This window comes from Pseudomonas sp. B22129 (assembly GCF_044218875.1).
Classification (GTDB): domain Bacteria; phylum Pseudomonadota; class Gammaproteobacteria; order Pseudomonadales; family Pseudomonadaceae; genus Aquipseudomonas.
Map to the genome: position 1 here is coordinate 3,490,121 of NZ_CP162592.1, position 24,977 is coordinate 3,515,097.

General features: G+C 58.3%; 19 protein-coding genes, 1 tRNA gene and 1 pseudogene. 17 read left to right on the forward strand and 4 right to left on the reverse strand.

Features of this window, described 5'->3' with window-relative positions:
- Window positions 1-57 precede the first annotated feature (57 nt).
- Together AB4P94_RS16100 and AB4P94_RS16105 are read left to right on the forward strand one after the other, a co-directional pair.
- Window positions 58-1,242 (forward strand): thiolase family protein, encoded by a 1,185-nt coding sequence (locus AB4P94_RS16100; protein ID WP_395606392.1) that lies wholly within the window; start codon window positions 58-60, stop codon window positions 1,240-1,242.
- 193 nt (window positions 1,243-1,435) lie between these two features.
- The gene (locus AB4P94_RS16105; RefSeq protein WP_395606393.1) at window positions 1,436-2,392 is read left to right on the forward strand and encodes a DMT family transporter; all 957 of its coding nucleotides are present in this window, start codon (window positions 1,436-1,438) and stop codon (window positions 2,390-2,392) included.
- Here the strand turns inward: AB4P94_RS16105 and AB4P94_RS16110 are convergent.
- A complete protein-coding gene (locus AB4P94_RS16110) occupies window positions 2,389-3,777 on the reverse strand; it encodes a class II fumarate hydratase (RefSeq protein ID WP_395606394.1) in 1,389 nt (462 codons plus the stop codon). The genes AB4P94_RS16105 and AB4P94_RS16110 overlap by 4 nt on opposite strands.
- Before the next feature lie 193 nt (window positions 3,778-3,970).
- On the opposite strand from AB4P94_RS16110, the gene AB4P94_RS16115 reads away from it, so the two are divergent.
- The 7 genes from AB4P94_RS16115 to AB4P94_RS16145 all read left to right on the forward strand — a co-directional run bounded on the left by AB4P94_RS16115 (window position 3,971) and on the right by AB4P94_RS16145 (window position 11,692).
- Window positions 3,971-4,492 (forward strand): DUF2059 domain-containing protein, encoded by a 522-nt coding sequence (locus AB4P94_RS16115; protein WP_395606395.1) that lies wholly within the window; start codon window positions 3,971-3,973, stop codon window positions 4,490-4,492.
- A gap of 6 nt (window positions 4,493-4,498) precedes the next feature.
- Window positions 4,499-4,795 (forward strand): BolA family transcriptional regulator, encoded by a 297-nt coding sequence (locus AB4P94_RS16120; RefSeq protein ID WP_016970096.1) that lies wholly within the window; start codon window positions 4,499-4,501, stop codon window positions 4,793-4,795.
- A 118-nt stretch (window positions 4,796-4,913) separates the two neighbouring features.
- A complete protein-coding gene (locus AB4P94_RS16125; protein WP_110622203.1) occupies window positions 4,914-5,855 on the forward strand; it encodes a rhodanese-related sulfurtransferase in 942 nt (313 codons plus the stop codon).
- Window positions 5,856-5,891: 36 nt separating this feature from the next.
- Window positions 5,892-6,494, forward strand: coding sequence for a DsbA family protein (locus tag AB4P94_RS16130; protein WP_395611343.1), 603 nt, complete (start codon window positions 5,892-5,894; stop codon window positions 6,492-6,494).
- On the forward strand, window positions 6,487-8,307 hold the full coding sequence (locus AB4P94_RS16135; RefSeq protein ID WP_395606396.1) for an ABC transporter ATP-binding protein: 1,821 nt from the start codon (window positions 6,487-6,489) through the stop codon (window positions 8,305-8,307). The genes AB4P94_RS16130 and AB4P94_RS16135 overlap by 8 nt, the downstream gene beginning before the upstream one ends.
- 71 nt (window positions 8,308-8,378) lie before the next feature.
- Complete coding sequence (locus AB4P94_RS16140) at window positions 8,379-10,841, forward strand: EAL domain-containing protein (protein WP_395606397.1); 2,463 nt, start codon at window positions 8,379-8,381, stop codon at window positions 10,839-10,841.
- Window positions 10,842-10,918: 77 nt separating this feature from the next.
- Window positions 10,919-11,692, forward strand: a complete 774-nt coding sequence (locus AB4P94_RS16145; protein WP_395611344.1) for a TenA family transcriptional regulator — start codon at window positions 10,919-10,921, stop codon at window positions 11,690-11,692.
- 20 nt (window positions 11,693-11,712) lie between these two features.
- Here the strand turns inward: AB4P94_RS16145 and AB4P94_RS16150 are convergent, their stop codons facing one another.
- Together AB4P94_RS16150 and lldD are read right to left on the reverse strand one after the other, a co-directional pair.
- Window positions 11,713-12,639, reverse strand: coding sequence for a GGDEF domain-containing protein (locus AB4P94_RS16150; RefSeq protein WP_395606398.1), 927 nt, complete (start codon window positions 12,637-12,639; stop codon window positions 11,713-11,715).
- Between the two features lie 301 nt (window positions 12,640-12,940).
- The gene (gene lldD, locus AB4P94_RS16155) at window positions 12,941-14,077 is read right to left on the reverse strand and encodes an FMN-dependent L-lactate dehydrogenase LldD (protein WP_395606399.1); all 1,137 of its coding nucleotides are present in this window, start codon (window positions 14,075-14,077) and stop codon (window positions 12,941-12,943) included.
- Window positions 14,078-14,179: 102 nt separating this feature from the next.
- Here lldD and AB4P94_RS16160 point away from each other — a divergent pair, with 102 nt between their 5' ends.
- From AB4P94_RS16160 to AB4P94_RS16190, 7 genes and pseudogenes are all read left to right on the forward strand, one after another.
- Window positions 14,180-15,064 carry a LysR family transcriptional regulator gene (locus AB4P94_RS16160; protein WP_395606400.1) on the forward strand — a complete coding sequence of 295 codons (885 nt, stop codon included), beginning with the start codon at window positions 14,180-14,182 and terminating at the stop codon, window positions 15,062-15,064.
- Window positions 15,065-15,139: 75 nt separating this feature from the next.
- Window positions 15,140-15,215: transfer RNA gene (locus AB4P94_RS16165), tRNA-Asn, on the forward strand.
- Window positions 15,216-15,377: 162 nt separating this feature from the next.
- Window positions 15,378-16,455 (forward strand): annotated as a pseudogene (locus AB4P94_RS16170) (tyrosine-type recombinase/integrase).
- A 912-nt stretch (window positions 16,456-17,367) separates the two neighbouring features.
- Entirely contained in the window at window positions 17,368-18,348 is a 981-nt protein-coding gene (locus tag AB4P94_RS16175; RefSeq protein WP_395606401.1) for an integrase, read from the forward strand.
- Complete coding sequence (locus AB4P94_RS16180; protein WP_395606402.1) at window positions 18,345-18,671, forward strand: hypothetical protein; 327 nt, start codon at window positions 18,345-18,347, stop codon at window positions 18,669-18,671. Before AB4P94_RS16175 ends, AB4P94_RS16180 begins: the two co-directional genes overlap by 4 nt.
- 865 nt (window positions 18,672-19,536) lie before the next feature.
- Window positions 19,537-22,383: a valine--tRNA ligase gene (locus AB4P94_RS16185; RefSeq protein WP_395606403.1), complete on the forward strand. Its 2,847-nt coding sequence runs from the start codon at window positions 19,537-19,539 to the stop codon at window positions 22,381-22,383.
- 254 nt (window positions 22,384-22,637) lie between these two features.
- Entirely contained in the window at window positions 22,638-23,090 is a 453-nt protein-coding gene (locus AB4P94_RS16190; RefSeq protein WP_395606404.1) for a C39 family peptidase, read from the forward strand.
- A 157-nt stretch (window positions 23,091-23,247) separates the two neighbouring features.
- Here AB4P94_RS16190 and AB4P94_RS16195 read toward each other — a convergent pair whose 3' ends face one another.
- Window positions 23,248-24,012 carry an SDR family oxidoreductase gene (locus AB4P94_RS16195; RefSeq protein ID WP_395606405.1) on the reverse strand — a complete coding sequence of 255 codons (765 nt, stop codon included), beginning with the start codon at window positions 24,010-24,012 and terminating at the stop codon, window positions 23,248-23,250.
- A 41-nt stretch (window positions 24,013-24,053) separates the two neighbouring features.
- Between AB4P94_RS16195 and AB4P94_RS16200 the strand changes: the two genes are divergently transcribed.
- Complete coding sequence (locus AB4P94_RS16200) at window positions 24,054-24,767, forward strand: TetR/AcrR family transcriptional regulator (RefSeq protein WP_395606406.1); 714 nt, start codon at window positions 24,054-24,056, stop codon at window positions 24,765-24,767.
- Window positions 24,768-24,977: the final 210 nt, after the last annotated feature.

The window sequence follows — 24,977 nt, forward strand, 5'->3', positions numbered from 1 at the left end:
GAATACCTGGATCTATGCTCGATCCATCTCCCAACAACCACAAGATCGAGGTAGCCCATGCGTGAAGTAGTGATCGTCGACAGCGTGCGAACCGGCCTGGCCAAATCCTTTCGCGGCAAGTTCAACCATACCCGCCCCGATGACATGGCCGCCCATTGCGTCAATGCGCTGCTGACGCGCAATGGCATCGACCCGGCCACGGTGGAAGACTGCATTGTCGGCGCCGGCTCCAACGAAGGCGCCCAGGGTTACAACATCGGCCGAAACGTGGCCGTGCTCTCGCAACTGGGCACTGGCGTGGCGGGCATGACCCTGAACCGCTTTTGCTCCTCGGGCTTGCAGGCGATCGCCATTGCGGCCAACCAGATTGCCTCGGGTTGCAGCGACATCATTGTGGCGGGCGGCGTGGAATCCATCAGCCTGACCATGAAAAGCGTCAACACCGACAACCTGATCAACCCGCTGCTCAAGGAGCAGGTGCCGGGCATCTATTTCCCCATGGGCCAAACCGCTGAGATCGTCGCGCGCCGCTACAACGTCAGCCGCGAAGCGCAGGACCTGTACGCCCTGCAAAGCCAGCAGCGTACAGCTCAGGCCCAGGCCGACGGCTTGTTCGACGACGAAATCGTGCCGATGGCGGTCAAGTATAAAGTCGAAGACAAGAACACTGGCGCGGTGCAGGTGCTCGACGGCGTGGTGGATCGCGACGACTGCAACCGCCCCGACACCACGCTGGCCAGCCTGCAAGGCTTGAAACCGGTGTTTGCCGAAGACGGCTCGGTGACGGCGGGCAACTCGTCGCAACTGTCCGACGGTGCTTCGATGACCCTGGTAATGAGCCTGGAAAAGGCCCTGGAACTGGGGCTCAAGCCCAAGGCGTTTTTCCGCGGCTTCACCGTGGCCGGTTGCGAACCGGACGAAATGGGCATCGGCCCGGTGTTCTCGGTGCCCAAATTGCTCAAGGCCAAGGGCTTGCAGGTGGCGGATATCGACCTGTGGGAGCTCAATGAGGCGTTCGCGTCGCAGTGCCTGTATGCGCGCAATCGCCTGGAAATTGATAATGCGAAATACAACGTCAACGGCGGCTCGATTTCCATCGGTCACCCGTTCGGCATGACCGGTTCGCGGCAGGTAGGGCACCTGGTGCGTGAGCTGCAACGGCGCAACCTGCGTTATGGCATCGTCACTATGTGCGTGGGCGGCGGCATGGGGGCTACCGGCCTGTTCGAAGCCGTGCGTTAAATCTTACTGAAGAAACCGGATCAAAAATGTGGGAGCTGGCTTGCCTGCGATGGCGGTGTATCAGTCAACCATTCTTTGGCTGCCACTGCGCTATCTCAGGCAAGCCAGCTCCCACATTTAAATTGTGTCGTAGCCCAACTCTTCTGCTTACCTCTAGAATGCCCCACCACTTCCTCAGGCATTCGGGGCGCTCATGCACATCTCTTCCGGTCGCTGGGTCTACGGCTTTGGCTTGACCCTGTTGACTGCGTTTCTCTGGGGCATCCTGCCGATCAAACTCAAGCAGGTTCTGCAAGTGATGGACCCGATCACCGTCACCTGGTTTCGCCTGGTCGTTGCCGGCAGTTGCTTGTTTATCTACCTGGCGTTGACCCGGCGTTTGCCCAGCCGCAAGGTCTTGGGCCCCAAGGGCGGCTGGCTGGTGGGGATGGCGGTGTGCGGCCTGGTGGGCAACTACGTGCTGTATCTGGTCGGCCTGAAAATGCTCAGCCCCGGCACGGCGCAGTTGGTGGTGCAGATGGGGCCGATCTTTCTGATGGTCGCCAGTGTGTTCGTGTTCAAGGAGCGTTTCAGCCTGGGGCAGGGGGTGGGGCTGGTGGTGCTGATCATTGGCTTCGGGTTGTTCTTCAACCAGCGGCTGGTGGAAATGCTGACGTCCCTCGGCACCTATACGGCGGGCGTGCTGACAATTTTGCTCGCCACCACCATTTGGGTGTTCTACGCCCTGGGCCAGAAGCAATTGCTGACGGTATGGAATTCGCTGCAAGTGATGATGGTGATCTACCTGTCGTGTGCCGTGCTGCTCACGCCGTGGGCCCATCCGCTGGAAGCGCTGGACTTGAGCCCGCTGCAAGGCTGGCTGCTGTTGGCCTGCTGCATGAACACGCTGGTGGCCTATGGCGCCTTTGCCGAAGCCTTGGCGCATTGGGAGGCTTCACGGGTCAGCGCGACCCTGGCGCTTACGCCCTTGGTGACCTTTGTGGCGGTGGCGTTGGCGGCGTGGTTGTGGCCCGATTTTGTCCAGGCCGAAGAGATCAACGCCCTGGGCTATGCCGGGGCGTTGGTGGTGATGCTGGGCTCGGCGACCGTGGCGCTCGCGCCGTCGCTGGTGGCCGGGCTCAAGGCCCGGCGGTTGCGTCTGGCGTCTTAGTGCCCGGCTTCAAGCATGTTTTGTGGGCGCACCCACTGGTCAAACTCGGCATCCGTGAGAAAGCCCAGGTCCAGCGCGGCCTGGCGCAGGGTCAGGCCTTCGGCGTAGGCCTTCTTGGCGATCTGCGCTGACTTGTCGTAGCCGATATGCGGGTTGAGCGCCGTCACCAGCATCAGCCCGCGCTCCAGGTGTTCGGCCATCTGCTCGGCGTCGGGCTCAAGGCCCGCCACACAGTGTTCCTGGAAGTTGTTGCAGCCGTCGGCCAGCAGGCGGATCGATTCCAGCAGGTTGTGGATGATCACCGGTTTGTACACGTTCAACTGCAAGTGCCCTTGGCTGGCGGCAATGCCGATGGTCACGTCATTGCCCAGCACCTGGCACGCCAGCATCGACAGCGCTTCGCACTGGGTCGGGTTGACCTTGCCCGGCATGATCGAACTGCCCGGCTCGTTGGCCGGCAACTTGACCTCGGCAAGCCCCGCACGCGGGCCGGAGCCCAACAGGCGCAAGTCGTTGGCCAGTTTCATCAGGGCCACGGCCAGGGTTTTCAGGGCCCCGTGCAGCGTGACCAGCGGCTCGTGGCCGGAGAGGGCGGCGAACTTGTTCGGCGCGGTCACGAACGGCAAGCCTGACAAGGCGGCCAGCTCGGAGGCAATCGCCTCGCCAAAGCCGTGGGGCGAATTCAGGCCGGTGCCGACCGCAGTGCCGCCCTGGGCCAGTTCGCAGACGGCGGGCAGGGCGCTGCGCAGCGCGCGCTCGGCGTAATCAAGTTGGGCGATAAACGCCGAGAGTTCTTGCCCAAAAGTGATCGGCGTCGCATCCATCATGTGGGTACGGCCGGTTTTCACCAGCTTCACATGCCGCGCCGACAGCTCCGCCAAGCCGCCGGACAGATTACCGATGGCCGGCAACAGCTGTTGGTGGATGGCCTGCACCGCTGCGATGCTCATGGCGGTGGGGAAGCAATCGTTGGAACTCTGTGACCGGTTCACATGATCGTTGGGGTGTACCGGGCTCTTTCCGCCACGGGCCTTGCCCGACAATTCGTTGGCGCGGCCGGCGATCACTTCGTTGGCGTTCATGTTGCTTTGGGTGCCGCTGCCGGTCTGCCAGACCACCAGCGGGAACTGGTCGTCATGTTGGCCTGCGAGCACTTCATCGGCGGCCTGTTCGATCAGGCGGGCGATGTCGGCGGGCAGGTCGCCGTTGCGGTCGTTGACCCGTGCGGCGGCCTTCTTGATCAGGGCCAGGGCGTGCAATACCGCCAGCGGCATGCGTTGCTCGCCGATGGCGAAATTCACCAGCGAACGTTGGGTCTGAGCGCCCCAGTAAGCGTCATCCGGGACGTGGACTTCTCCCAGGCTGTCGGTTTCGATACGGCTCATCGGGCACACTCCTTCAGGTTCGTTTGCGCAGTTTAGGCTGTGATCGGCCAGTGGGGTTCCATAAAAGACGTTTCATCGGCCGTCGGCCCCGCAAAACCAAGTCCTACAAGGCCTGGGGTTGAGCCGCGAGGTTTTTTAGGCGCAGAATGGTCGCCCTTGGGGTCTTACCTCGCCTGCTAGAAAAGGAAACTCGATGACTCGTCTTCGTGCCATCTGTACCGCGGTTGCTCTGGTTTGCGCCAGCGGCCAGGTTTTTGCCGATACCGCCAGCCATAACGCCAGTGCCGAAGCCTTCCTTACCCTGGCCCACGCTGACAAGCTGGGTACCCCGGTGTACATGCAAGTGCAGCAAATGTTCGCCCAGCGTTTCGAACAGACCAAGGCGCCTGCCGCCAAGCAGTCCGTACTGGACAGCTACCAGGCCAAGGCCAACGCCGCCCTGGACCAGGCTATCGGCTGGCCGAAGCTGAAACCGGACATGGTCAAGCTCTACACCACCAACTTCAGCGAATCCGAGCTCAAGGACCTGGTTGCCTTCTACCAGTCTCCACTGGGCAAGAAAGTCCTGGAAAAAATGCCGCAGCTGACCCAGCAATCGGCCCAGATGACCCAGGCCAAGCTGGAAAGCGCCGTGCCGGTGGTCAACAAGCTGCTGGAAGACATGACCAACGAGCTGGCACCGGCCAAAGCCGCCGCTCCGGCCAAGAAGAAGTAAGCAGGAATGACCATGCAACAGCGTATCGAAACGGCGCTCGCCGCCCTGGGCCCGCAACACTTGAGCGTGCTGGACGAAAGCCACATGCACAGCCGTGGGTTGCAGACCCACTTCAAGGCCGTGCTGGTCAGCCAGCAGTTCGAGGGGCTTAACCGCGTCAAGCGCCACCAGACGGTCTACGCCACCCTCGGTGACCTGATGAGCGAGTTTCATGCGTTGGCGCTGCATACCTACACGCCCGATGAATGGGCGAAAATCGACGCAGCCCCGGCCTCGCCGACCTGCGCCGGCGGGCATGACTGATGATTGGGTGTCTCTGACACCGGGCATTTGTTAGAATCCGCAACGCGCCGCTTAGCCGGCGCGTTTTTTTTGCATCCGGTTCACCCCTTACGAGGGTAGCCACCTGGAGAGAACACCCATGACTCAACCGATTGTCGTGGCGGCACTGTATAAGTTCGTCACCCTCGAAGATTACGTCGCCCTGCGCGAGCCACTGCTGCAGGCGATGGTCGACAACGGCATCAAAGGCACTTTGCTGATCGCCGAAGAAGGCATCAACGGCACTGTTTCCGGCAGCCGCGAAGGCATTGACGGCCTGATGGCCTGGCTGAAGAACGACCCGCGCATGGACGACATCGACCACAAAGAATCGTACTGCGACGACCAGCCGTTCTACCGCACCAAGGTCAAGCTCAAGAAAGAGATCGTGACCCTGGGCGTTGAAGGCGTGGACCCGAACAAAAAAGTCGGCACCTACGTCGACCCGCAAGACTGGAACGCGCTGATCAGCGACCCTGAAGTATTGTTGATCGACACCCGCAACGATTACGAGGTGTCGATCGGTACTTTTGAAGGCGCAATCGACCCGAAGACCACCAGTTTTCGCGAATTTCCCGACTACATCAAAGCCAATTTCGACCCGGCCAAGCACAAGAAAGTCGCCATGTTCTGCACCGGCGGCATTCGCTGTGAGAAGGCGTCGAGCTACATGCTCAGCGAAGGCTTCGATGAGGTGTACCACCTCAAGGGTGGCATTCTGAAGTACCTCGAAGAGGTGCCGCAGGAAGAGACCAAATGGCAGGGCGACTGCTTTGTGTTCGATAACCGCGTGACCGTGCGTCACGACTTGAGCGAAGGCGACTACGATCAATGTCATGCCTGCCGTACACCGGTGAGCGTCGAAGACCGCGCGTCCGAGCACTATGTGGCCGGCATCAGTTGCCCGCATTGCTGGGATAAGCTGCCGGAGAAGACCCGTCGCAGTGCGATTGACCGGCAAAAGCAGATCGAGCTGGCCAAGGCCCGCAACATGCCGCACCCGATTGGCTTCAACTACAAGCAAACCCCTTCCGAGGCCTGACCCATGCCCGCGCGCCTGCTCTATGTGATGGACCCGATGTGTTCCTGGTGCTGGGGCTTTGCCCCGGTGGCCGAGGCGTTGGTGGAGCAGGCCCAGGCGGCCGGCGTGGAGTTGCATCTGGTGGTGGGTGGCTTGCGCACCGGCAGCGGCGCGGCGCTGGAGCCGGCGACGCGGCGCTACATTCTTGAGCACTGGCAGGCAGTCACCGACGCCACTGGCCAGCCGTTCAAGCGGGAAGGGGCATTGCCGGACGGTTTTGTGTATGACACCGAGCCCGCCTGTCGCGCCATCGTCACTGCGCGCAGCCTGGCGCCGGACTGCGCCTGGAAACTGCTGGGGCTGATCCAGCGCGCGTTTTATGTCGAGGGTCGCGATGTGACCCTCGCCAGCGTACTGGTGGAACTGGCTGAGCAGGCCGGTATCCCGCGCATCGAGTTTGCCGGCGAGTTTGACCGTGCCGAACAGCATGCCGCGACGGCTGCCGATTTCACCTGGGTGCAGGATCTGGGCATTGCCGGTTTCCCCACGTTGTTGGCCGAGCGCAATGGGCAATTGGCTTTGTTGACCAACGGTTACCAGCCGCTGACCGAGCTGTCGCCTTTGTTGGGCCGATGGCTGGAGCGAGCAACCTGTGCATGATCAGCCAGACACCCACGAGCAGCCCAAACGCACCGACCGCCTGACCTGGGCGGAAATTCGCCGCCTGGCCCTGCGCCACAAGAAGTCCTTGTGGATCGCCAATGGCGTTGCCGTGCTGGCGACGCTCTGCAGCGTGCCCATTCCCCTGCTGTTGCCTTTGCTGGTAGACGAAGTGCTGCTCGGCCATGGCGATGCCGCGCTGAAAGTGATGAACCACGCACTGCCGCTGGGCTGGCAGAAGGCTGCCGGCTACATCGGCCTGATGCTGCTGGTGACCCTGGCCCTGCGTTGTGGCGCGCTGGTGTTCAACGTGGTCCAGGCGCGGCTGTTTGCACGGCTGGCCAAGGACATTGTGTACCGCATCCGCGTGCGCCTGATCGAGCGGCTTAAACGCATTTCCCTCGGTGAGTACGAAAGCCTGGGCAGCGGCACCGTCACCACGCACCTGGTCACCGACCTGGATACGCTGGACAAATTCGTCGGCGAAACCCTCAGCCGTTTCCTGGTGGCCATGCTGACACTGGTGGGGACGTCCGCGATTCTGGTGTGGATGCATTGGCAACTGGCCTTGCTGATCCTTTTGTTCAACCCGCTGGTGATCTACGCCACGGTGCAGTTGGGCAAGCGCGTCAAACACCTGAAAAAACTGGAAAACGACAGCACCTCGCGTTTCACCCAGGCGCTGACCGAGACGCTGGACGCTATCCAGGAAGTGCGTGCAGGCAACCGCCAGGGTTTTTTCTTGGGGCGTTTGGGCCAGCGAGCCCAGGAAGTGCGTGACTACGCCATTCACTCGCAGTGGAAAACCGACGCCTCCAGCCGCGCCAGCGGTTTGCTGTTTCAGTTCGGCATCGACATCTTTCGCGCGGCGGCGATGCTCACGGTGCTGTTTTCCGACCTGTCCATCGGCCAGATGCTCGCCGTGTTCAGCTACCTGTGGTTCATGATTGGCCCGGTGGAACAGCTTTTGAACCTGCAATACGCCTATTACGCGGCGGGCGGGGCGGTGACGCGTATCAACGAACTGCTGGCGCGTGCCGATGAGCCGCAATACGCTGGCGGGGAAGATCCTTTCACCGGGCGTGAGACGGTAGGCATTGAGGTCCGCGGCCTGAACTTCGGCTATGGCGAAGAGCGGGTACTCGACGGGTTGAACCTGGCCATTGCGCCGGGTGAAAAGGTGGCGATTGTGGGTGCCAGCGGCGGCGGCAAAAGTACCCTGGTGCAATTGTTGCTGGGGCTCTATACGCCGCAAGCGGGCAGCATTCGCTTCGGTGGCGCGACCCAGCAAGCCATTGGCCTGGAAACCATTCGTGAAAACGTCGCCGTGGTGCTGCAACACCCGGCGCTGTTTAACGACACCGTGCGTGCCAACCTGACCATGGGCCGCGAACGCACGGACCAGGCCTGCTGGCAGGCACTGGAAATTGCCCAACTGGAGGCGACCGTCAAGGCCTTGCCCCAGGGCCTGGACAGTGTAGTGGGGCGTTCTGGCGTGCGCTTTTCCGGCGGGCAGCGCCAGCGACTGGCCATCGCCCGGATGGTGCTGGCCGAACCCAAAGTGGTGATTCTGGACGAGGCGACTTCCGCACTGGACGCCGCCACCGAATACAACCTGCACCAGGCGCTGGCGCGGTTTCTCAGTGGCCGTACTACACTGATCATCGCCCACCGCCTGTCGGCAGTGAAGCAGGCTGATCGAGTATTGGTGTTTGACGGTGGTCATATCGCTGAGGACGGCGATCATCAGCAGCTGATTGCCGATGGGGGTTTGTACGCCAAGCTTTACGGGCACTTGCAACAAGTACGTTGATTTAGCCTAGGCTGTGCTATCGGAAGCGGTTTTTCGCGTGCGTATCCAGCAGTGCATGTGCAAGGGACTTCATGAAGCAAAAGCGGACTCTCGGAACGCCTCGGCTGTTGGGCATCGTCTGGCCCTTTATCGCCGTTGTGTTGTTCCAGGCATTGTTGGGCTGCGTCAGTCTCTACGTGCTTTCAGCCGTGCGCGGCTATGTGGCCGGTGAAAGCTTGTGGTCCAAGGGCCAGAAGGACGCCATCTATTACCTGACGCTCTATGCAGATAATCGCGAAGAAACGACCTTCCTCAAATACCAGCAGGCCATCGCGGTGCCCCAGGGCGGGCACGAGTTGCGTATTGCCCTGGACCACCCCACGCCAGACCTGGTGGCCGCGCGCCACGGCATTCTTAAAGGCGGCAACCACCCGGACGACGTCTCCAGCCTGATCTGGCTCTATCTCAATTTTCGCCACTTCAGTTACCTGGAAAAAGCCATTGAACTGTGGACTGTCGGCGACGGTTACCTGGTGCAACTCGATGAACTGGCTCAGGAGATGCACCGCGCGGTCAGCAGCGATCAGGTGAGTGGCAACCAGGTACGCCAATGGAAGGCGCGCATCATCGCGATCAATGACGGTGTGACACCGGCCGCCAAGGCCTTCAGCGATGCCCTGGGTGAAGGCTCACGCATGATTTTGCGCCTGTTGCTGATCACCAACCTGGCCACCGCTCTGGGCCTGATCGCCTTGGCGCTGCTGCGCACCCACAAGCTGTTGACCCAGCGCCATGCCTTTGCTAATGCCCTTCAGGCGGAGAAGGAGCGGGCGCAGATCACCCTGGAATCGATCGGCGATGGCGTCATTACCACTGACGTCGACGGTGCCATTGCCTATATGAACCCGGCGGCTGAGGCGCTGACTCACTGGAAGTCAAGCCAGGCCCAGGGCCTGCCGCTGGCCGCGCTGTTCAAACTGCTGGATGAAAACGCCGAGCCCGACGGTTTTACCCTGATCGAACACATTATCAAGGGCCAACTCAGCGGTGGCAGCGAACATTCCAAGCTGATCCAGCGCCTGGACGGCAGCACGGTGTCGGTCACCCTGGTGGGGGCACCGATCCGCAGTGCCGGCAAGGTCAGCGGCGCGGTGCTGGTGCTGCATGACATGACGCAGGAGCGTCAGTACATCGCCAATCTGTCGTGGCAGGCGACCCACGACGCCCTGACCGGCCTGGCCAACCGCCGCGAATTCGAATACCGCCTGGAGCAGGTGCTGCACCAGGTCGGGCGTCAGCAGAATGGACGGCACGCCCTGATGTTCCTTGATCTTGACCAGTTCAAACTGGTCAACGATACCTGCGGCCATGCGGCGGGCGATGAACTGCTGCGGCACATTTGTGCACTGCTGCAATCAGACTTGCGCGAGGGCGACACCCTGGCGCGGCTGGGTGGCGACGAGTTCGGCATTTTGCTGGAGAACTGCCCGGCGCCGGTGGCGGAAAAAATTGCCGAGAGCCTGCGCCATACCGTGCAAAGCCTGCATTTTGTGTGGAAAGGCCGGCCCTTCATGACCACCGTGAGCATTGGCCTGGTACATATATCGCAAACCCCGACTACCCTTGAAACCTCGCTGCGCGCCGCCGACATGGCGTGCTACATGGCCAAGGAAAAGGGCCGCAACCGTGTGCAGGTCTACCATGCCGACGACTCTGAGTTGTCCCTGCGTTTTGGTGAAATGGCTTGGGTGCAGCGCCTGCATATGGCCCTGGAAGAAAACCGGTTCTGTTTGTATGCGCAGGAAATTTCGCCATTGGGCCAGACTGATGGCGGCACTGGCCATATTGAAATCCTGCTGCGTCTGCACGATGAGGCCGGCAGAATCATTTTGCCCGACAGCTTTATTCCGGCCGCCGAACGTTACGGCCTGATGACTTCGCTGGATCGGTGGGTGGTTGAAAATGTATTTAAAATTATTGCCGATTGCCTGTGCGAACGCCCGGGCCGGCCTATGGCTATGTGTGCGATAAATCTGTCAGGTATCACTATTGGGGATGACGACTTTCTCGGTTTTTTACGTGAGAAATTCGACTCTTATAACATTCCCCCCACAATGATCTGTTTTGAAATAACAGAAACCAGTGCTATCGCAAATTTGGGCAGTGCCATTCGTTTTATTAATGAACTCAAAGCGTTAGGTTGTCATTTTTCGCTGGATGACTTTTGTGCCGGAATGTCCTCATTCGCCTATCTCAAACATTTACCTGTAGACTTCCTGAAGATCGATGGAAGTTTCGTAAAGGATATGCTGGACGACCCGATTAACCGCGCCATGGTCGAAGTGATCAATCACATCGGCCATGTCATGGGTAAGCGCACAATTGCCGAGTTTGTTGAAACACCGCAAATCGAACAGGCTTTACTTGAGATAGGTGTGGATTACGCTCAGGGCTACCTGATTGAACGCCCGCAATTGTTTACCTTTGATAGCTTGCAGTGCCGACCCGTGCGGCCGCAGCCTCTGTTATTCAAGGCGCCCGGCACATTCCGCTGAAACATTTGCTGGTCTGTACATCACACTAAAAAAGGAGCCCTACAGTGATCGACACATTCAACAGAACCGGCCCGCTTATGGAAGCCTCCAGTTACCCTGCCTGGGCGCAAAAGCTCATCCAGGACTGCAGCGAGAGCAAGCGCCGAGTTGTCGAACACGAACTGTATCAGCGCATGCGCGACAACACGCTCAGCGCCAAGACCCTGCGCCACTACCTGATCGGTGGCTGGCCAGTGGTTGAACAGTTTGCCTTGTACATGGCACAGAACCTCACCAAAACCAAGTTTGCCCGCCATCCTGGGGAGGATATGGCGCGGCGTTGGCTGATGCGCAATATCCGCGTGGAACTGAACCACGCGGACTATTGGGTTCATTGGGCCCGCGCCCATGGCGTAAGCCTGGAAGAACTGCAAGCGCAGAACGTCCCGCCTGAGTTGCACGCACTGAGCCACTGGTGCTGGCACACGAGTTCGGCGGATTCGTTGATTGTCGCGATTGCCGCCACCAACTATGCGATCGAGGGGGCGACTGGGGAGTGGTCCGCCGTGGTCTGCTCTACCGGCGTGTACGCGGCCGCCTTCCCCGAGGAAGACCGCAAGCGCGCGATGAAGTGGTTGAAGATGCACGCGCAGTACGACGATGCCCATCCGTGGGAAGCCCTGGAAATCATCTGCACCCTGGCCGGGATGAACCCGACCAAAGCCTTGCAGGTGGAGCTGCGCCAGGCCGTGTGCAAGAGCTACGACTACATGTACCTGTTTCTGGAAAGTTGCATGCGGTTGGAGAAGGAGAAGGAAAAGACGCCCGTCGTTGTGCGCGAGCGTCAGCCACGCGTAGCCAGCGAAGCGTGATGTAACCGTAATGGCGGGGGTTACCCCGCCATTGCCAAGCGGTTACGGCCTTCGCGCTTGGCCACGTACAAGGCATTATCGGCGCGACGCAGCAGGCTCTCGGCTGACTCGGCGGCCAACAAGGTCGAGCACCCCAGGCTCACCGTCAACTCTATCTGCGTACCCTCCGCCCAATACTCATGGGCTTGTGCCGCTCGGCGCAGGCGCTCGCCAACCATCCCCGCCGCGTCCCGGCCCGTGTTTGACAGCAGGATCAGAAACTCTTCGCCACCAAACCGGAACACCATGTCCACATTGCGCAGCTGGCTTTTGATCGCGCCAGCCACAGCACGCAACACATTGTCGCCCGCCGCATGGCCGTGGGTGTCGTTGATTTTCTTGAAGTGATCGATATCCAGCATCAGCAATGAGAGCGGGTGCAGATGCCGCCGCGCCATGTCGATTTCCCGTTGCAGGGTCTGGTCCATGGCGATGCGGTTGCCGGTTTCGGTCAACGGATCACGCAGTGCACTGCGAGTGGCGGCGCGATAGAGCAGGGCATTACGCATCGGATACAGCAGCGTCGCCAGCAGGGACTCAAGCTGGCTCAGTTCCTCTTCGATCAGCCGCTGGTTGCGGCGGAATATCAGCTCGCCAAGGTGCTCACCTTCATGGCTCAAGGAGTAGCTCACCGAGTGGTGGCCGCGGTGGCCAAACTCCAGGCGCAGGTCGCTGGCTTCGTGGCGGTATTGCAATGCGTCCAGCGGTACCAGGCGTTGGATCTCGCGAAAGAACATGCCGAGAATACGCTCCGGCTCCAGGCTGGTCTGTAATTGTTGGCTCAGTTGCTGGCGAAGTTGTGTGAACGTAACGGGGCGGCGAGGGCGCAGTGCTGGTTGACCAAACCCCAGGCGTTGCAATTTGGCACTGTCGAAGTCAATTGCGTTGGTCTGGGTCGGTGTTTTCATAAGCGGGCGGCCTCTAAGCACTTAACTGTCTTACAGGCTCGATGAGAGTGGCGGGTGCCAAGCGTCTTACTGTTCCTTCAGTTCTGTAAAACATTGGATACAGTTTAAACCGCTTTGGCCCGGGTTTATAACCCCTGGGCGCTGCCACACGTCCTGTCATCGCTTAACCTGTTGATAAAAGTTAGAGCGAGATTCATGCCACTTCGGATAACTTAATAAAAGTCCTTATAAATCAATCGGCTGATTTGGAAGTTAACTTCAGCCGATGGTTGATGGCGCCAGTTATTTGGCAAGTTGCGCGTCAGCTTTGTACCAGCGTGTTGCGGTCGATCTGCTCAATTGAGGTGACACCCGTCAAGGTCATGGCGACGCGCATTTCCTTGGCAAAGATGTCCAGCAAGTTTTCCACGCCGCGTTGGCCATCGGCTGCCAGTGCATAGGCTGTTGCGCGGCCCAGCAGGCAGGCCTTCGCCCCCAAGGCGAGCATGCGCACCACGTCGAGGCCTGAGCGAATTCCTGAATCCACCAATACCGTCAGGTCATCACCGACCCTTTCGGCAATGGCCGGCAGGGCTTTGGCAGTGGACAACACCCCATCCAGTTGCCGGCCGCCGTGGTTGGAGACCACGATGCCGTCGGCACCGAAACTCACTGCGTCCTTGGCGTCCTGCGGGTCGAGGATGCCCTTGATGATCATCGGGCCTTTCCAGAACTCACGGATCCACTCCAGGTCTTTCCAACTGATGGAGGGGTCGAAGTTGTTGGCCAACCAGCCGACGTAATCTTCAAGGGTGGTGGCTTTGCCAAGGTACTTGGAGATATTGCCCAGGTCATGCGGGCGGCCCATCAGCCCGACATCGAAAGCCCACCGTGGCTTGGTGACGGCTTGCAACATACGCCGCGACGCGGCGAACGGCCCGGACATGCCCGAGTGTGCATCCCGGTAGCGCGCGCCCGGTGTTGGCATATCGACGGTGAACACCAACGTCGTCACTCCGGCGGCCTGCGCGCGCTCCAGCGCATTGCGCATGAAGCCGCGATCCTTGAGCACATACAGCTGAAACCAAATGGATTGCGGGCTCTGCGACGCCACCTCTTCAATCGAACACACCGACACCGTCGACAGGCAGAACGGAATGCCCTGGCTGGCGGCTGCCTTGGCCGCCTGCACCTCACCACGCCGCGCATACATACCGGTCAGGCCCACCGGGCTGAGGATCACCGGCATCGCCTGTTCCTGGCCGAACAGTGTGGTCTTCAAGCTCAGGTTGTCGACATTGCGCAGGATGCGCTGGCGCAGGCTGATCTCGGCCAGGTCCGAGCTGTTCGCGCGCATCGTGTGTTCGGCGTAGGCGCCGCCGTCAATGTAGTCGAACAGGAAGCGCGGCAGTTTTCGCTTGGCGGCTTCACGGTAATCGGACGCGGACGAAATGATCATGAACAGTGTCTCCACAGGGGCAAGGTGGGTTCACGATAAGCAAACATCTGTCATGATAAAAACAACTTTTATCACTGCCATGAAGTCGAAAAAGGAATACCGATGAACTTGAGAGCGTTGCGTGCGTTTGTCGAGGTGGTACGCCAGGGTGGTTTTTCCCAGGCGGCCGAGGTGGTGTCCCTGACGCAATCCACGGTGAGCAAGGCGGTCAAGACGCTTGAAGAGGAATTGGGTATGCCGTTGCTCAATCGCCTTGGTCACAAGAATGAGCTTACCGCTGCCGGCGAAATTGCCTATCGCCGCGCCTCTGTGTTGCTTGCCGAAAGCAATGACTTGATCGCCGAGATCAATGACCTGCGCGGCCTCAAGCGTGGCCAGTTGCGTATCGGCCTGCCGCCGGTGGGCTGTGGTGTGTTGTTTGCGGCGATGTTTGCGGCTTATCGCAGCCGATACCCCGACATCGAAATCGAGCTCACCGAATATGGCAGTAAAAAACTGCGCGAATGCCTGGACGCGGGGGAGGTCGATCTGGCGGCGTTGCTGCTGCCGGTGGACGAGGGCTTTGACTACCAACCCGTGCGCAATGAACCGCTGATGGCTGTGCTGCCGCTGAAGCACCCATTGTCCCGTCGCAAGCGTATTGATTTTTCCGACCTTGCCGACGCCCCGTTCATTTTGTTTGAAGCCGGTTTTGCCTTGAACGCGAAGATTCTTGCCGCCTGCGAGCTAAAAGGCGTCACGCCGAAGGTGACCGCCCGCAGCGGGCAGATCGACTTTATCGTCGACCTGGTGGCGGCGGGGCTGGGCGTCGCGTTCCTGCCGCGCATGCTTGCACACAAGCATCAACACGCGGGCATCGCACTGATTCCCTTGGATGAACCCCATACCGACTGGCACATTGCGTTGGCCTGGCGCGCCAGCGCTCACCTGCCACCAGCGGCGCGCGCCTGGCTGGATTTGGCCACGGAAATGGCCAGCCCGGCCTAGCCAGGCAAGCGGTGATTCGGCCGGATACCTGCAAGTGCTTGACTTCTTCTTTTTAATCAGTAACATACGGCGCATTCCGCGATAGCTCAGTTGGTAGAGCAAATGACTGTTAATCATTGGGTCCCTGGTTCGAGTCCAGGTCGTGGAGCCAGACAAGGTTCCAGAGAAGGCTTTCAAAATCTCTGAAACCCCCGAAAAACCCGCCTTATGGCGGGTTTTTTCGTTTTGGCGTTCTGTCGGATTCCGGTAAGTACCAGCCATTTTAAGGGTAGAGTTTGGGATAAAGGTCAGTTCGATAAAAGGGAGTACCCTAATGTCGCGCACTACTGCTCCACTCTCCGACGCCGCTTGCCGTTCGGCCAAGCACACAGACCGCGCCTATAAGCTTTTCGACGGCGACGGCCTTTACCTTCTAGTCCAACCCAATGGCCGCAAAGGCTGGCGTCAGATATGTCAAACCTGATGGCCGGGAAGGACTGACCTCATTCGGCAACTACCCCATCGTTGGCCTCGCGGATGCGCGCCGCAAGCGCTTGGAGGTCAAGCGCTTGCTGGCGGATGGCATTGACCCTATAGGAGCCAAGCACCAAGCCAAGACGGCCGCTATGATCAAAGGCCACACCTTTGAAAGCGTTGCCCTCGGCTGGCACACGGAAATGTCAGCCAAGTGGGCACCGGACTATTCCAAGACAGTGATGAGTCGCCTCAAAACTCATCTCTTCGCGCTGATCGGCGCCCGCGCCATTGTCGACCTTGATACCCACGACCTTATGCGGCCCCTGGACGCGATTAAGAAGCGCGGAACGATAGACATTGCTTTAAGGATACAAAACTACCTGCAGAGCATCATGCGCGAGGCAAAGCGCCTCCGGCTTATCACCGTAAACCCTGCTTACGACCTGGTAGGCTCGATCAAAGCCTCGCGGGTCGTCCACCGCCCCGCCTTATCCTTATCGCCGCAAGCGATCGCCCTGCTCGAGCAGATCAACGCAATCACAGGAAAATTTGACTTGGTGTTCGCAGGCGATACCAAGTCTTGGAAACCAATGTCCGAAAACACGGTGAACAGCGCGCTTCGGAAGATGGGGTACGACACCAAATCCGAGATCTGTGGGCATGGGTTTCGTTCGATGGCCTGCAGCGCACTGATCGAGTCAGGTTTGTGGACGGACACAGCCATCGAGCGGCAGATAAGCCACAAGGAACGCAACAACGTCCGCGCCGCTTACATCCACAAGGCCGAGTTCATCGAGGAGCGCAGGCTGATCATGAACTGGTGGAGTCGCTACCTTGAGGCTAATCAGCAGAAGCATGTCAGCCCACGCGAATTCGCCAATCAGACGGGTGCTAATGTCTCTCGACTAAAAGCAAAGCGTGGCGCAACCGAGTAAGCGCTCGGTACTCAGTATCTCAGTGATCCGCTTGTCCACGCGGGTCCATCCAAACAGGGCTGCAAAGCCGCCCTGTTTGGATGGACCTCACTTAAAAAATCTAAAGCCCACACAATTGTCTGTGGAAAACCACTGATTTCCACCAGTGGGTAATTTCATCCACAGTCGCAGAACTCCCGAAAATTCGAGCCTTGACCCGAATTATCTACAGGCGTAGAAAAGATCGGGCAAAACGCTGTCGTTGACAGCAACCCAGGTAGCCAGAACCTTTAAGGCTACGCCACACCGTGGTGGTTCTCCCAAAGTGCGATTAGCGTCCGGCGGCTCGCACGGTCACAGCAATGTGATGGATGCCTACTTTTACCAATGTGCCCACTGCAGCAACTCATCCCCTTTCATAGCTGGCCTGCAGCAACCTATCCGCTTGGCCATTTCCTTGCACCAACCTGCGCCCGTCTCTTTCCCCCGGAAAGAGACGGGCGCTCCTACCGCTGCTGCAGCCCAACTCGTACAAGGCTTTGCGGCATTCCCCTTCGTGACAATCGGCGTGACAAACACCGAAGTCACCAGCAACAGCGATGCAGATGATGGTGCCGCAGCTCATGGGATGGACTGCGCCTGACTGACAGTCAGGCACGCCCCAGTCATCGCATTACTGCCTTCACCCGACTCAGGATCTCGCGGCATTGGTCTCGTCAGCCAGTGCAGCCTCTACCCGCCCACTTCTTTGGAGGTGTTCAGGAGGCCAGATCATGAGATGCCCAAGCTCCTGGTCGTAAAGAGCCGCCAGTCCCGCGTTAGTGGACAACCCTCACAGGTCGCAGGGGCCTTGATCCCTGATAACACTCAACATTCTTGGCGGGATGACGTGGGGAAAGTTTTATAAGTTTTGGCTTCGAGAGGAGTTCGATCATGGCACTGTTGGGCAGGCGAGATGGACGCAATTTTGGCTACGGTCGGCAGTTGAGCTATACCGGGCCACAGGCATTGAAAGATCTGTTTGGCGGTGGGCATTACGGGACCGTCAAAGCACACAGTGATCGCTGGCAGGCGTTTGTGCGCTGGTGTCGCTCGGAGGATGGGCCGGGGTTTAACGATGCCCGGCAAATTGATCGACAGACCCTGCGTGACTATGCCGAACATCTGCGTCACCACGTTGAACAAGGTGAGCTCGCCATCACCACTGCGCAAAATCGATTATCCAGCGTTAACCGGACTATGGCTGCGCTTCGCGGTGATCAGTATGTGAAAGTGCCGAATCCGAGCAAGGCGCTGGGTATGCGGCGCACCAGTGTTCGCTGCTCGGTGCCGCAAGGCCAAGACCCCGAACACGTGAAGCAGATCGTCGACGCGCTCTGCGAACACAAAATGCTGCGCGAGGCGGCCATCGCTCAGTTAGTGAGAGCCACCGGCATGCGCTTACGCGAGGCCATTTTGGCGGACCTACCGCGTTTAAAACGTGAGGCCGAACACTACGGCAAGATCAACATCCAGAATGGCACCAAAGGTGGCCGCGCAGGTGCGTCGGCACCTCGCTGGATCACGGTGAACGATCACATCCGCGGTGCACTGGCATTCGCCCATCATGTCTCGCCCGACGGTAGCCACAACCTGCTTGCACCGAACGAAAGCTACCTCGATTTCCAACGGGGAATCGTCCGTCCTGCACGGGACATCCTCCATCAGTACAGTCTCAAAGGTTTCCACGAGTTGCGCGCGGCCTATGCATGCGAACGCTATGAGCAAATCACCCATCATCCCGCACCTATCAACGGTGGCCGTTGCTGCCATCTCGACCAACACCTTGATAAGGATGCCCGAGTGAAAATCAGCTATGAGCTGGGACACGGCCGTATCGGCGTGGTGTCGGCTTACATTGGTAGTCGAGCATGAGCAAGCCATTCGACATGGAGCTATTCCTAGTAAGCGTCTTGACCGGGTCGCACTCCACGCGCCAAAGCCACCTACGCCAGGCGAAAGCTATCCAAACAGCAATCGCTGATCGCTGGCAACGCGACAATCCATGGACATGGAAGCAAAAGCATCTCGCATGGTTCATAAATCACCATGTGAACCAGCACGCTGAATCGACGCGCTATTACTATCTGCTTACCATGCACTTGCTTGCTCATCGCCTAGGAAAATCATGGCAGTTCAACCGTCAGACCAAGATCAACAACCGGCCGAGGCCGTGTAAACACGTACTCAAATACTAACGTCGGACGAGAACAGCTGAAGAATCGCTCTTCTACGCAAAATTCAGATCTGCTGATTAAACGAGCTTTTGCAGATTTCACATAGCGATGCAATCTTAATTCAGATCTGCTGATTAAACGAGCTTTTGCAGATTTCACATAGCGATGCAATCTTAAGCATTCGCACAATGGAAAGGTTCATCTCAGTACCATCTACCACAGCCGTTTTTTTGCTTGAAAACTCAGCTCTTCTGCGGCAAAAAGTCATCCACAAGGCTCCTTTGGTAATTGCACAGACTTGTCGAGCCATTTGCATTCGATCTGACCAGCACACTTCGTGGCCGTAACCGGCAGAGAGCGATTCTGAGCAGCTAGAAGTGACAGGCAGAAACCTGCAAGAAGCCGTCAACACGCGACTCACAGATTTGTTAGATGCCTACCGAAAATTCGGCTACAGATCCATGGCAGTCTTGATTCCGATGTTATCCAGATGCTGCTAAAAGGACGCCCACCGGGACTTGGGAAGAGCAAAACGGCAAAGGTATGTCGTTTTCGAGGTCTTGGATGATAAAGCTCATGCTGGCTTCTATAAATACTATGCGAATGTACGGCTAACTTTGTAGAGAGGCTTGCGGCCAATTTATCTGCAAGGGATTTCAATAGGCGGAGCATTGGTTTTCGGATGCAAATTAGGTGAGCGACCGGGGCCCCGAAGCACGCGACCATCAAGTTGCTCCCTACATATCTAACGTTCTGCATCAGGTTTTCTTACCTCTGATTTTGCGTGCCTCTTTGAATCAAATTTCAGCAGCCCTCCACTACACCAAGGGATGTTTACATAAGGGCTATACATCGGTACTGTATTTATCTATAAATGGAGTTTTATATGCAAACCAGTTATATACCTAGTGCTATTGAGCTGCACTGGCGAGAGTATTGGGAAGCGCGTGATTTCTATGCACCGTCGGGGAAGGGGCAGTCGTTTACTATTTCCCTTCCTCCTCCTAATGTCACCGGAAGTTTGCATATAGGCCACGGATTTGAGCATTCATTAATGGATGCCTTGATCCGCTTCCGCCGTATGCAGGGTCGCAACACCCTGTGGCAGCCAGGCACCGACCACGCCGGTATCGCCACCCAGATGCTGGTGGAACGCCAACTGGAAGCCACCGGCCAGAACCGTCACGATCTGGGTCGCGAGAAATTCCTCGAGAAAATCTGGGAATGGAAGGATCAGTCCGGCGGCAACATCAGCCGTCAGATCCGTCGCCTGGGTTCGTCCGTCGACTGGAGCCGCGAGCGCTTCACCATGGACGACGGCCTGTCGGAAGCCGTGAAAGAAGCCTTCGTGCGCCTGCATGAAGACGGCCTGATCTACCGCGGCAAGCGCCTGGTCAACTGGGACACCAAGCTGCACACGGCGATTTCCGACCTTGAAGTGGAAAACCACGACGAGAAAGGTTTCCTATGGAACCTGAAATACCCGCTGGCTGATGGCGCGAAGACCGCCGAAGGCAACGATTACCTGATCGTCGCCACCACCCGTCCGGAAACCATGCTCGGCGACGCCGCTGTCGCGGTTAACCCGAACGATGAGCGCTACCAGGCGCTGATCGGCAAGTTCGTTGAGCTGCCGCTGGTCGGCCGCCGCATTCCGATCATTGCAGACGACTACTGCGACCCTGAATTCGGCACCGGCTGCGTGAAGATCACCCCGGCCCACGATTTCAACGACTATGAAGTCGGCAAGCGCCACAACCTGCCGCTGTTGAATATCTTCGACAAAAACGCCGTTGTGTTGCCGGCCTGCCAGGTGTTCAACCTGGACGGCTCGCTGAACGACAGCATCGACGGCAAGATTCCGGCCGAATACGCCGGCCTCGACCGTTTTGAAGCGCGCAAGCAGATCGTTGCTGCCTTCGACGCTGCCGGCCTGCTGGTGAGCGTTGACGACCACGGCCTGAAAGTACCGAAAGGCGACCGCTCCGGCACCGTCATCGAGCCTTGGCTGACCGACCAGTGGTACGTGTCCACCAAACCTCTGGCCGAGCCGGCGATTGCTGCCGTGGAAGACGGCCGCATCGCGTTCGTGCCGAAACAGTACGAAAACATGTACTTCTCGTGGATGCGCGACATCCAGGATTGGTGCATCAGCCGTCAGCTGTGGTGGGGCCACCGGATCCCGGCCTGGTACGACGAGTCGGGCAAGGTCTACGTTGGCCGCGATGAAGCCGAAGTGCGTGCCAAGCACAACCTCGGCCCGGACGTGGCGCTGCAACAGGATAACGACGTACTGGACACCTGGTTCAGCTCGGGCCTGTGGACGTTCTCCACCTTGGGCTGGCCGGAAAAAACCGAGTTCCTCGAAAAATTCCACCCGACTGACGTGCTGGTGACCGGCTTCGACATCATTTTCTTCTGGGTTGCCCGGATGATCATGCTCACCATGCACTTGGTGAAAAACGACGACGGCACCCCACAGGTACCATTCAAGACCGTGTACGTGCACGGCCTGGTACGTGATGGCCAGGGCCAGAAGATGTCCAAGTCCAAAGGCAACGTCCTGGACCCGCTGGACATCATCGACGGCATCGACCTGGAGACCCTGGTGCAGAAACGCACCTCGGGCCTGATGCAGCCGAAACTGGCGAAGAAGATCGAGAAGCAGACCCGCGACGAGTTTGCCGACGGCATCGCCAGCTACGGCACCGACGCCCTGCGCTTCACTTTCTGCTCGCTGGCGTCCACCGGTCGCGACATCAAGTTCGACATGGGCCGCGTCGAAGGCTATCGCAACTTCTGCAACAAGATCTGGAACGCCGCGCGCTACGTGCTGGATAAAGGCGAAGACTGCGGCCAGAACGGCGAGGCCATCGAACTGTCCCTGGCGGACCGCTGGATCATCTCCCAGTTGCAGCGCACCGAAGCCGAAGTAACCCGTCAACTCGACCAGTTCCGCTTCGACCTGGCGGCACAGGCCCTGTACGAGTTCATCTGGAACCAGTATTGCGACTGGTACCTGGAACTGTCCAAGCCGGTGCTGTGGGACGAAAACGCGCCGATGGAACGCCAGCGCGGCACCCGTCACACCCTGGTCCGCGTGCTGGAAGTGGCCCTGCGCCTGGCGCACCCGTTCATGCCGTTCATCACCGAAGAAATCTGGCAGCGCCTCGCGCCGCTGGCTGGCAAAGACGGCAAGACCATCATGCTGCAACCCTGGCCAGTGGCCAACGAAGCGCGCATCGATGAGGCCGCCGAAAGCGACATCGAATGGCTCAAGACCTTGATGCTCGGCACGCGCAACATCCGCGCCGAGATGAACATCGGACCGGGCAAGCCATTGGCGGTGTTCGTGAAGAACGCCAGCAGCGAAGACCAGCGCCGTCTCACCGAGAACGATGCGCTGCTCAAGAAGCTGGCGAAGCTGGAGTCGATCACTGTATTGGCCGCAGACGCCGAAGCACCGTTGTCCGCGACCGCTCTGGTGGGCGAGATGGAAGTGCTGGTGCCGATGGCTGGCCTGATCGACAAAGGTGCCGAGCTGGCGCGCCTGGACAAGGAAATCCTGCGCCTGCAAGGCGAAGTGCAGCGGGTGGGCGGCAAGCTGTCCAACGCGGCGTTCGTCGACAAGGCTCCGGCTGAAGTCATCGACAAGGAACGCGCCAAATGGACGTTAGCTAATACTCAATTAGAAGAGTGCATCAGAAAACGCATGAGGTTGGATGAGGCTTAACTAAGCCGGTTTGGAGACTGGTGGTATTTACCCTCTAAATAGGAGGTGAATATCACGTGCGTGTTTAAAAAATAGAAATTAACAACGATATTATCTGACCCCCAAGTAAAATCGGCCAACGCCGCATGTTGCCGGATATATCAATATGGTTATTTAGTCTAGCAATTAAAATTGAAAAGTCATGATGTCAACTCTAGGCTGTTTCTTTGAGTTCGCCAGAATTCACAGACAGAAATTAGCGCGGAGTTATATTCATGAACGCAAATGTTTTTGATATAAGCACCAAAGAAAAGCTTCCAACTTGCAGCGGCCTTATTTCATTGACTGGGTATGAGCCTTGGCCACCTAGATTCATTGCCGGGGTGAAAAACACCATCCAGGATAACCATCCGGTTATTATCAGGTTGCATGGAGCAGCAGAATACCCCTCAACCGCTATGGATAGGTATGCGATCGACTTAGAGTCCCACGCAGTTATGATCGTGGGGTTCGATGATTCTCGTGCTGCCTTTGAAATAATTGACCCGTGGAATAATGCGTTTGGCGGGATCAATGGTGGGAAACGCTGGCTCCCTTATGAAACTGCTGCGTTAACAATTGTAGACGCCAGCCTTGGGATGATGATGGTTGGTAGCCCTCCACTTATAAATATACAAAGTACGGTAGATAAAGCAGGGAATACATCGTTAAAATTCAGGCTTGATTAGGATAATCGTAGGGATATGAATTCTAAAAATTAGCATAATTTCATTTTAAAACAGGTAGTTATTTTTTTATTCGAGTCCAGGTCGTGGAGCCAGATAGAGAAAAGCCTGCAGCGATGCAGGCTTTTTTTTGCCCTGGATTTGGCCGGCCAACCTGCGTTCATGCCTTGGGGGCAGACATCCTGGCCATTTGCGCCATCATGAAATCCGGTGCAAGCCGGCTCATCACGCCGAGTATTTTGGCCAAGCCAGGGCGTATTTCTTGCCGCCCGGCCTCGATGCCTTTGATCGCCTGTTTGACCAGCTCAATAACCGGCATCCCCTTTTGCCCTTTCATTTCCTTCTCGAACTCACCTCGAAACAACGCCGTTTCGGTGCCCGGTGGAAGCAACTCTACAACGCGTACCGAGGTGTTTTTGACCTGTGCCCGCAAGCATCTCGTATAGGCGTGCATGCCAGCCTTGGCGGCGCTGTACACGGGGGCAATCACAAAGGGTACCAAGGCCAGCCCGGACGACACATTGACGATCAGTGCCGCAGGCTGCTGGCGCAACAGCGGCAGCAAATATTGCGTCAGCAGGATAGGGCCGCTCAGGCCTACCGCAATTTCATCCGCAATGCGTTCGGGCTGAGCTACGTGGCTCAGGTCCAGGTTGCGCATGATGCCGGCGTTGTTGATCAGCACATTCAGGGTTGGAAATCGCAGGCGGACCTCTTCGTATAGTGCGGCGATTTGCACCGGGTCGCTCACATCGCTTTGAATGGCATGAACACCGGGGAGCGCCTGGCGAACGCTGGCCAGGCCGGCCGCACCGCGCGCGGTGACCAGTACGGTATTGCCTGCCGCCAGCAGTTGTGTGGCCAGTTCCAGGCCGATGCCGCGTGTGCCGCCAGTGATCAGTATCGTCTTGCCGATGAGTTTCATGGGGATTGTCCAGAAGGCTGGCCGTCGTCAGCGAGGGTTGAATGAACAAGGCCGACACCCTGTTACGCGTGCAATGTAGTCACTGGCAACATAAGTTGTCAATGGCAACATTTGGTATCATGCGTGCTCTCTCAAGAAAGGACCCAGCCGTGGAAGACCTGGAAAAACCGCAGCCCTATCATCACGGTGACCTTCGCTCGGCGCTGTTGACCGCTGCTGAGGCCATGTTGGAGCGTGTCGGTGTGGAAGCATTGTCCCTGCGTGAGCTGACGCGGGAGATTGGCGTCAGCAACAACGCACCGCGTCGGCACTTTCCCGGTAAACAATCGCTCTTGGATGCACTGGCGTTGCAAGGCTTCGAGCGGCTTGGGGCTGCGCTGGACCGCGCTGCCTCCAGCGATGAACCCGAATTTTTCCCACGCCTGATCGCGGTGGTTAACGCCAATATCCGTTTCGTCACGCAGCATCGCGCGCTTTTCCGTTTGATGTTTGCCTCGAAACAGCGCGAAGGCGCCTCAGCACAAATGCTGGAGTCGAGCTATAAATCGCTGCTCGCCGGGCCACAGACGATTGCCTACGGCCAAAGCATTGGCGCGGTCATCGAGGGCGATACCGTGCAATTGGCGCTGACGGTGTTTGCCGCCGTAGAAGGGCTGATTTCTCTGTCAGTGGATGGAAAATTGGGAGGTGTGCCGATTGAGGAGGTCGCCGAGGTGATCGTCGGCAATATCATGCGGGGTCTTAAACCGCGCTGAAGGGACGTGACCGAACTCATCCAGATAAGCAACGTATTGCACAAATGGCGATTTCCCCAACCGTGAAAAACACGAAAGCCCACGCGATTTCTCGCTGCGGGCCTCGGAAGGTGGGCACAGGGTTTCCCATATGCGTTGGGGAGGCATCTAGCGAAAAAATCCCGCTGATACCAACCGAATCCAAAGAGTCAGGCAGATCCTGCATGTCTT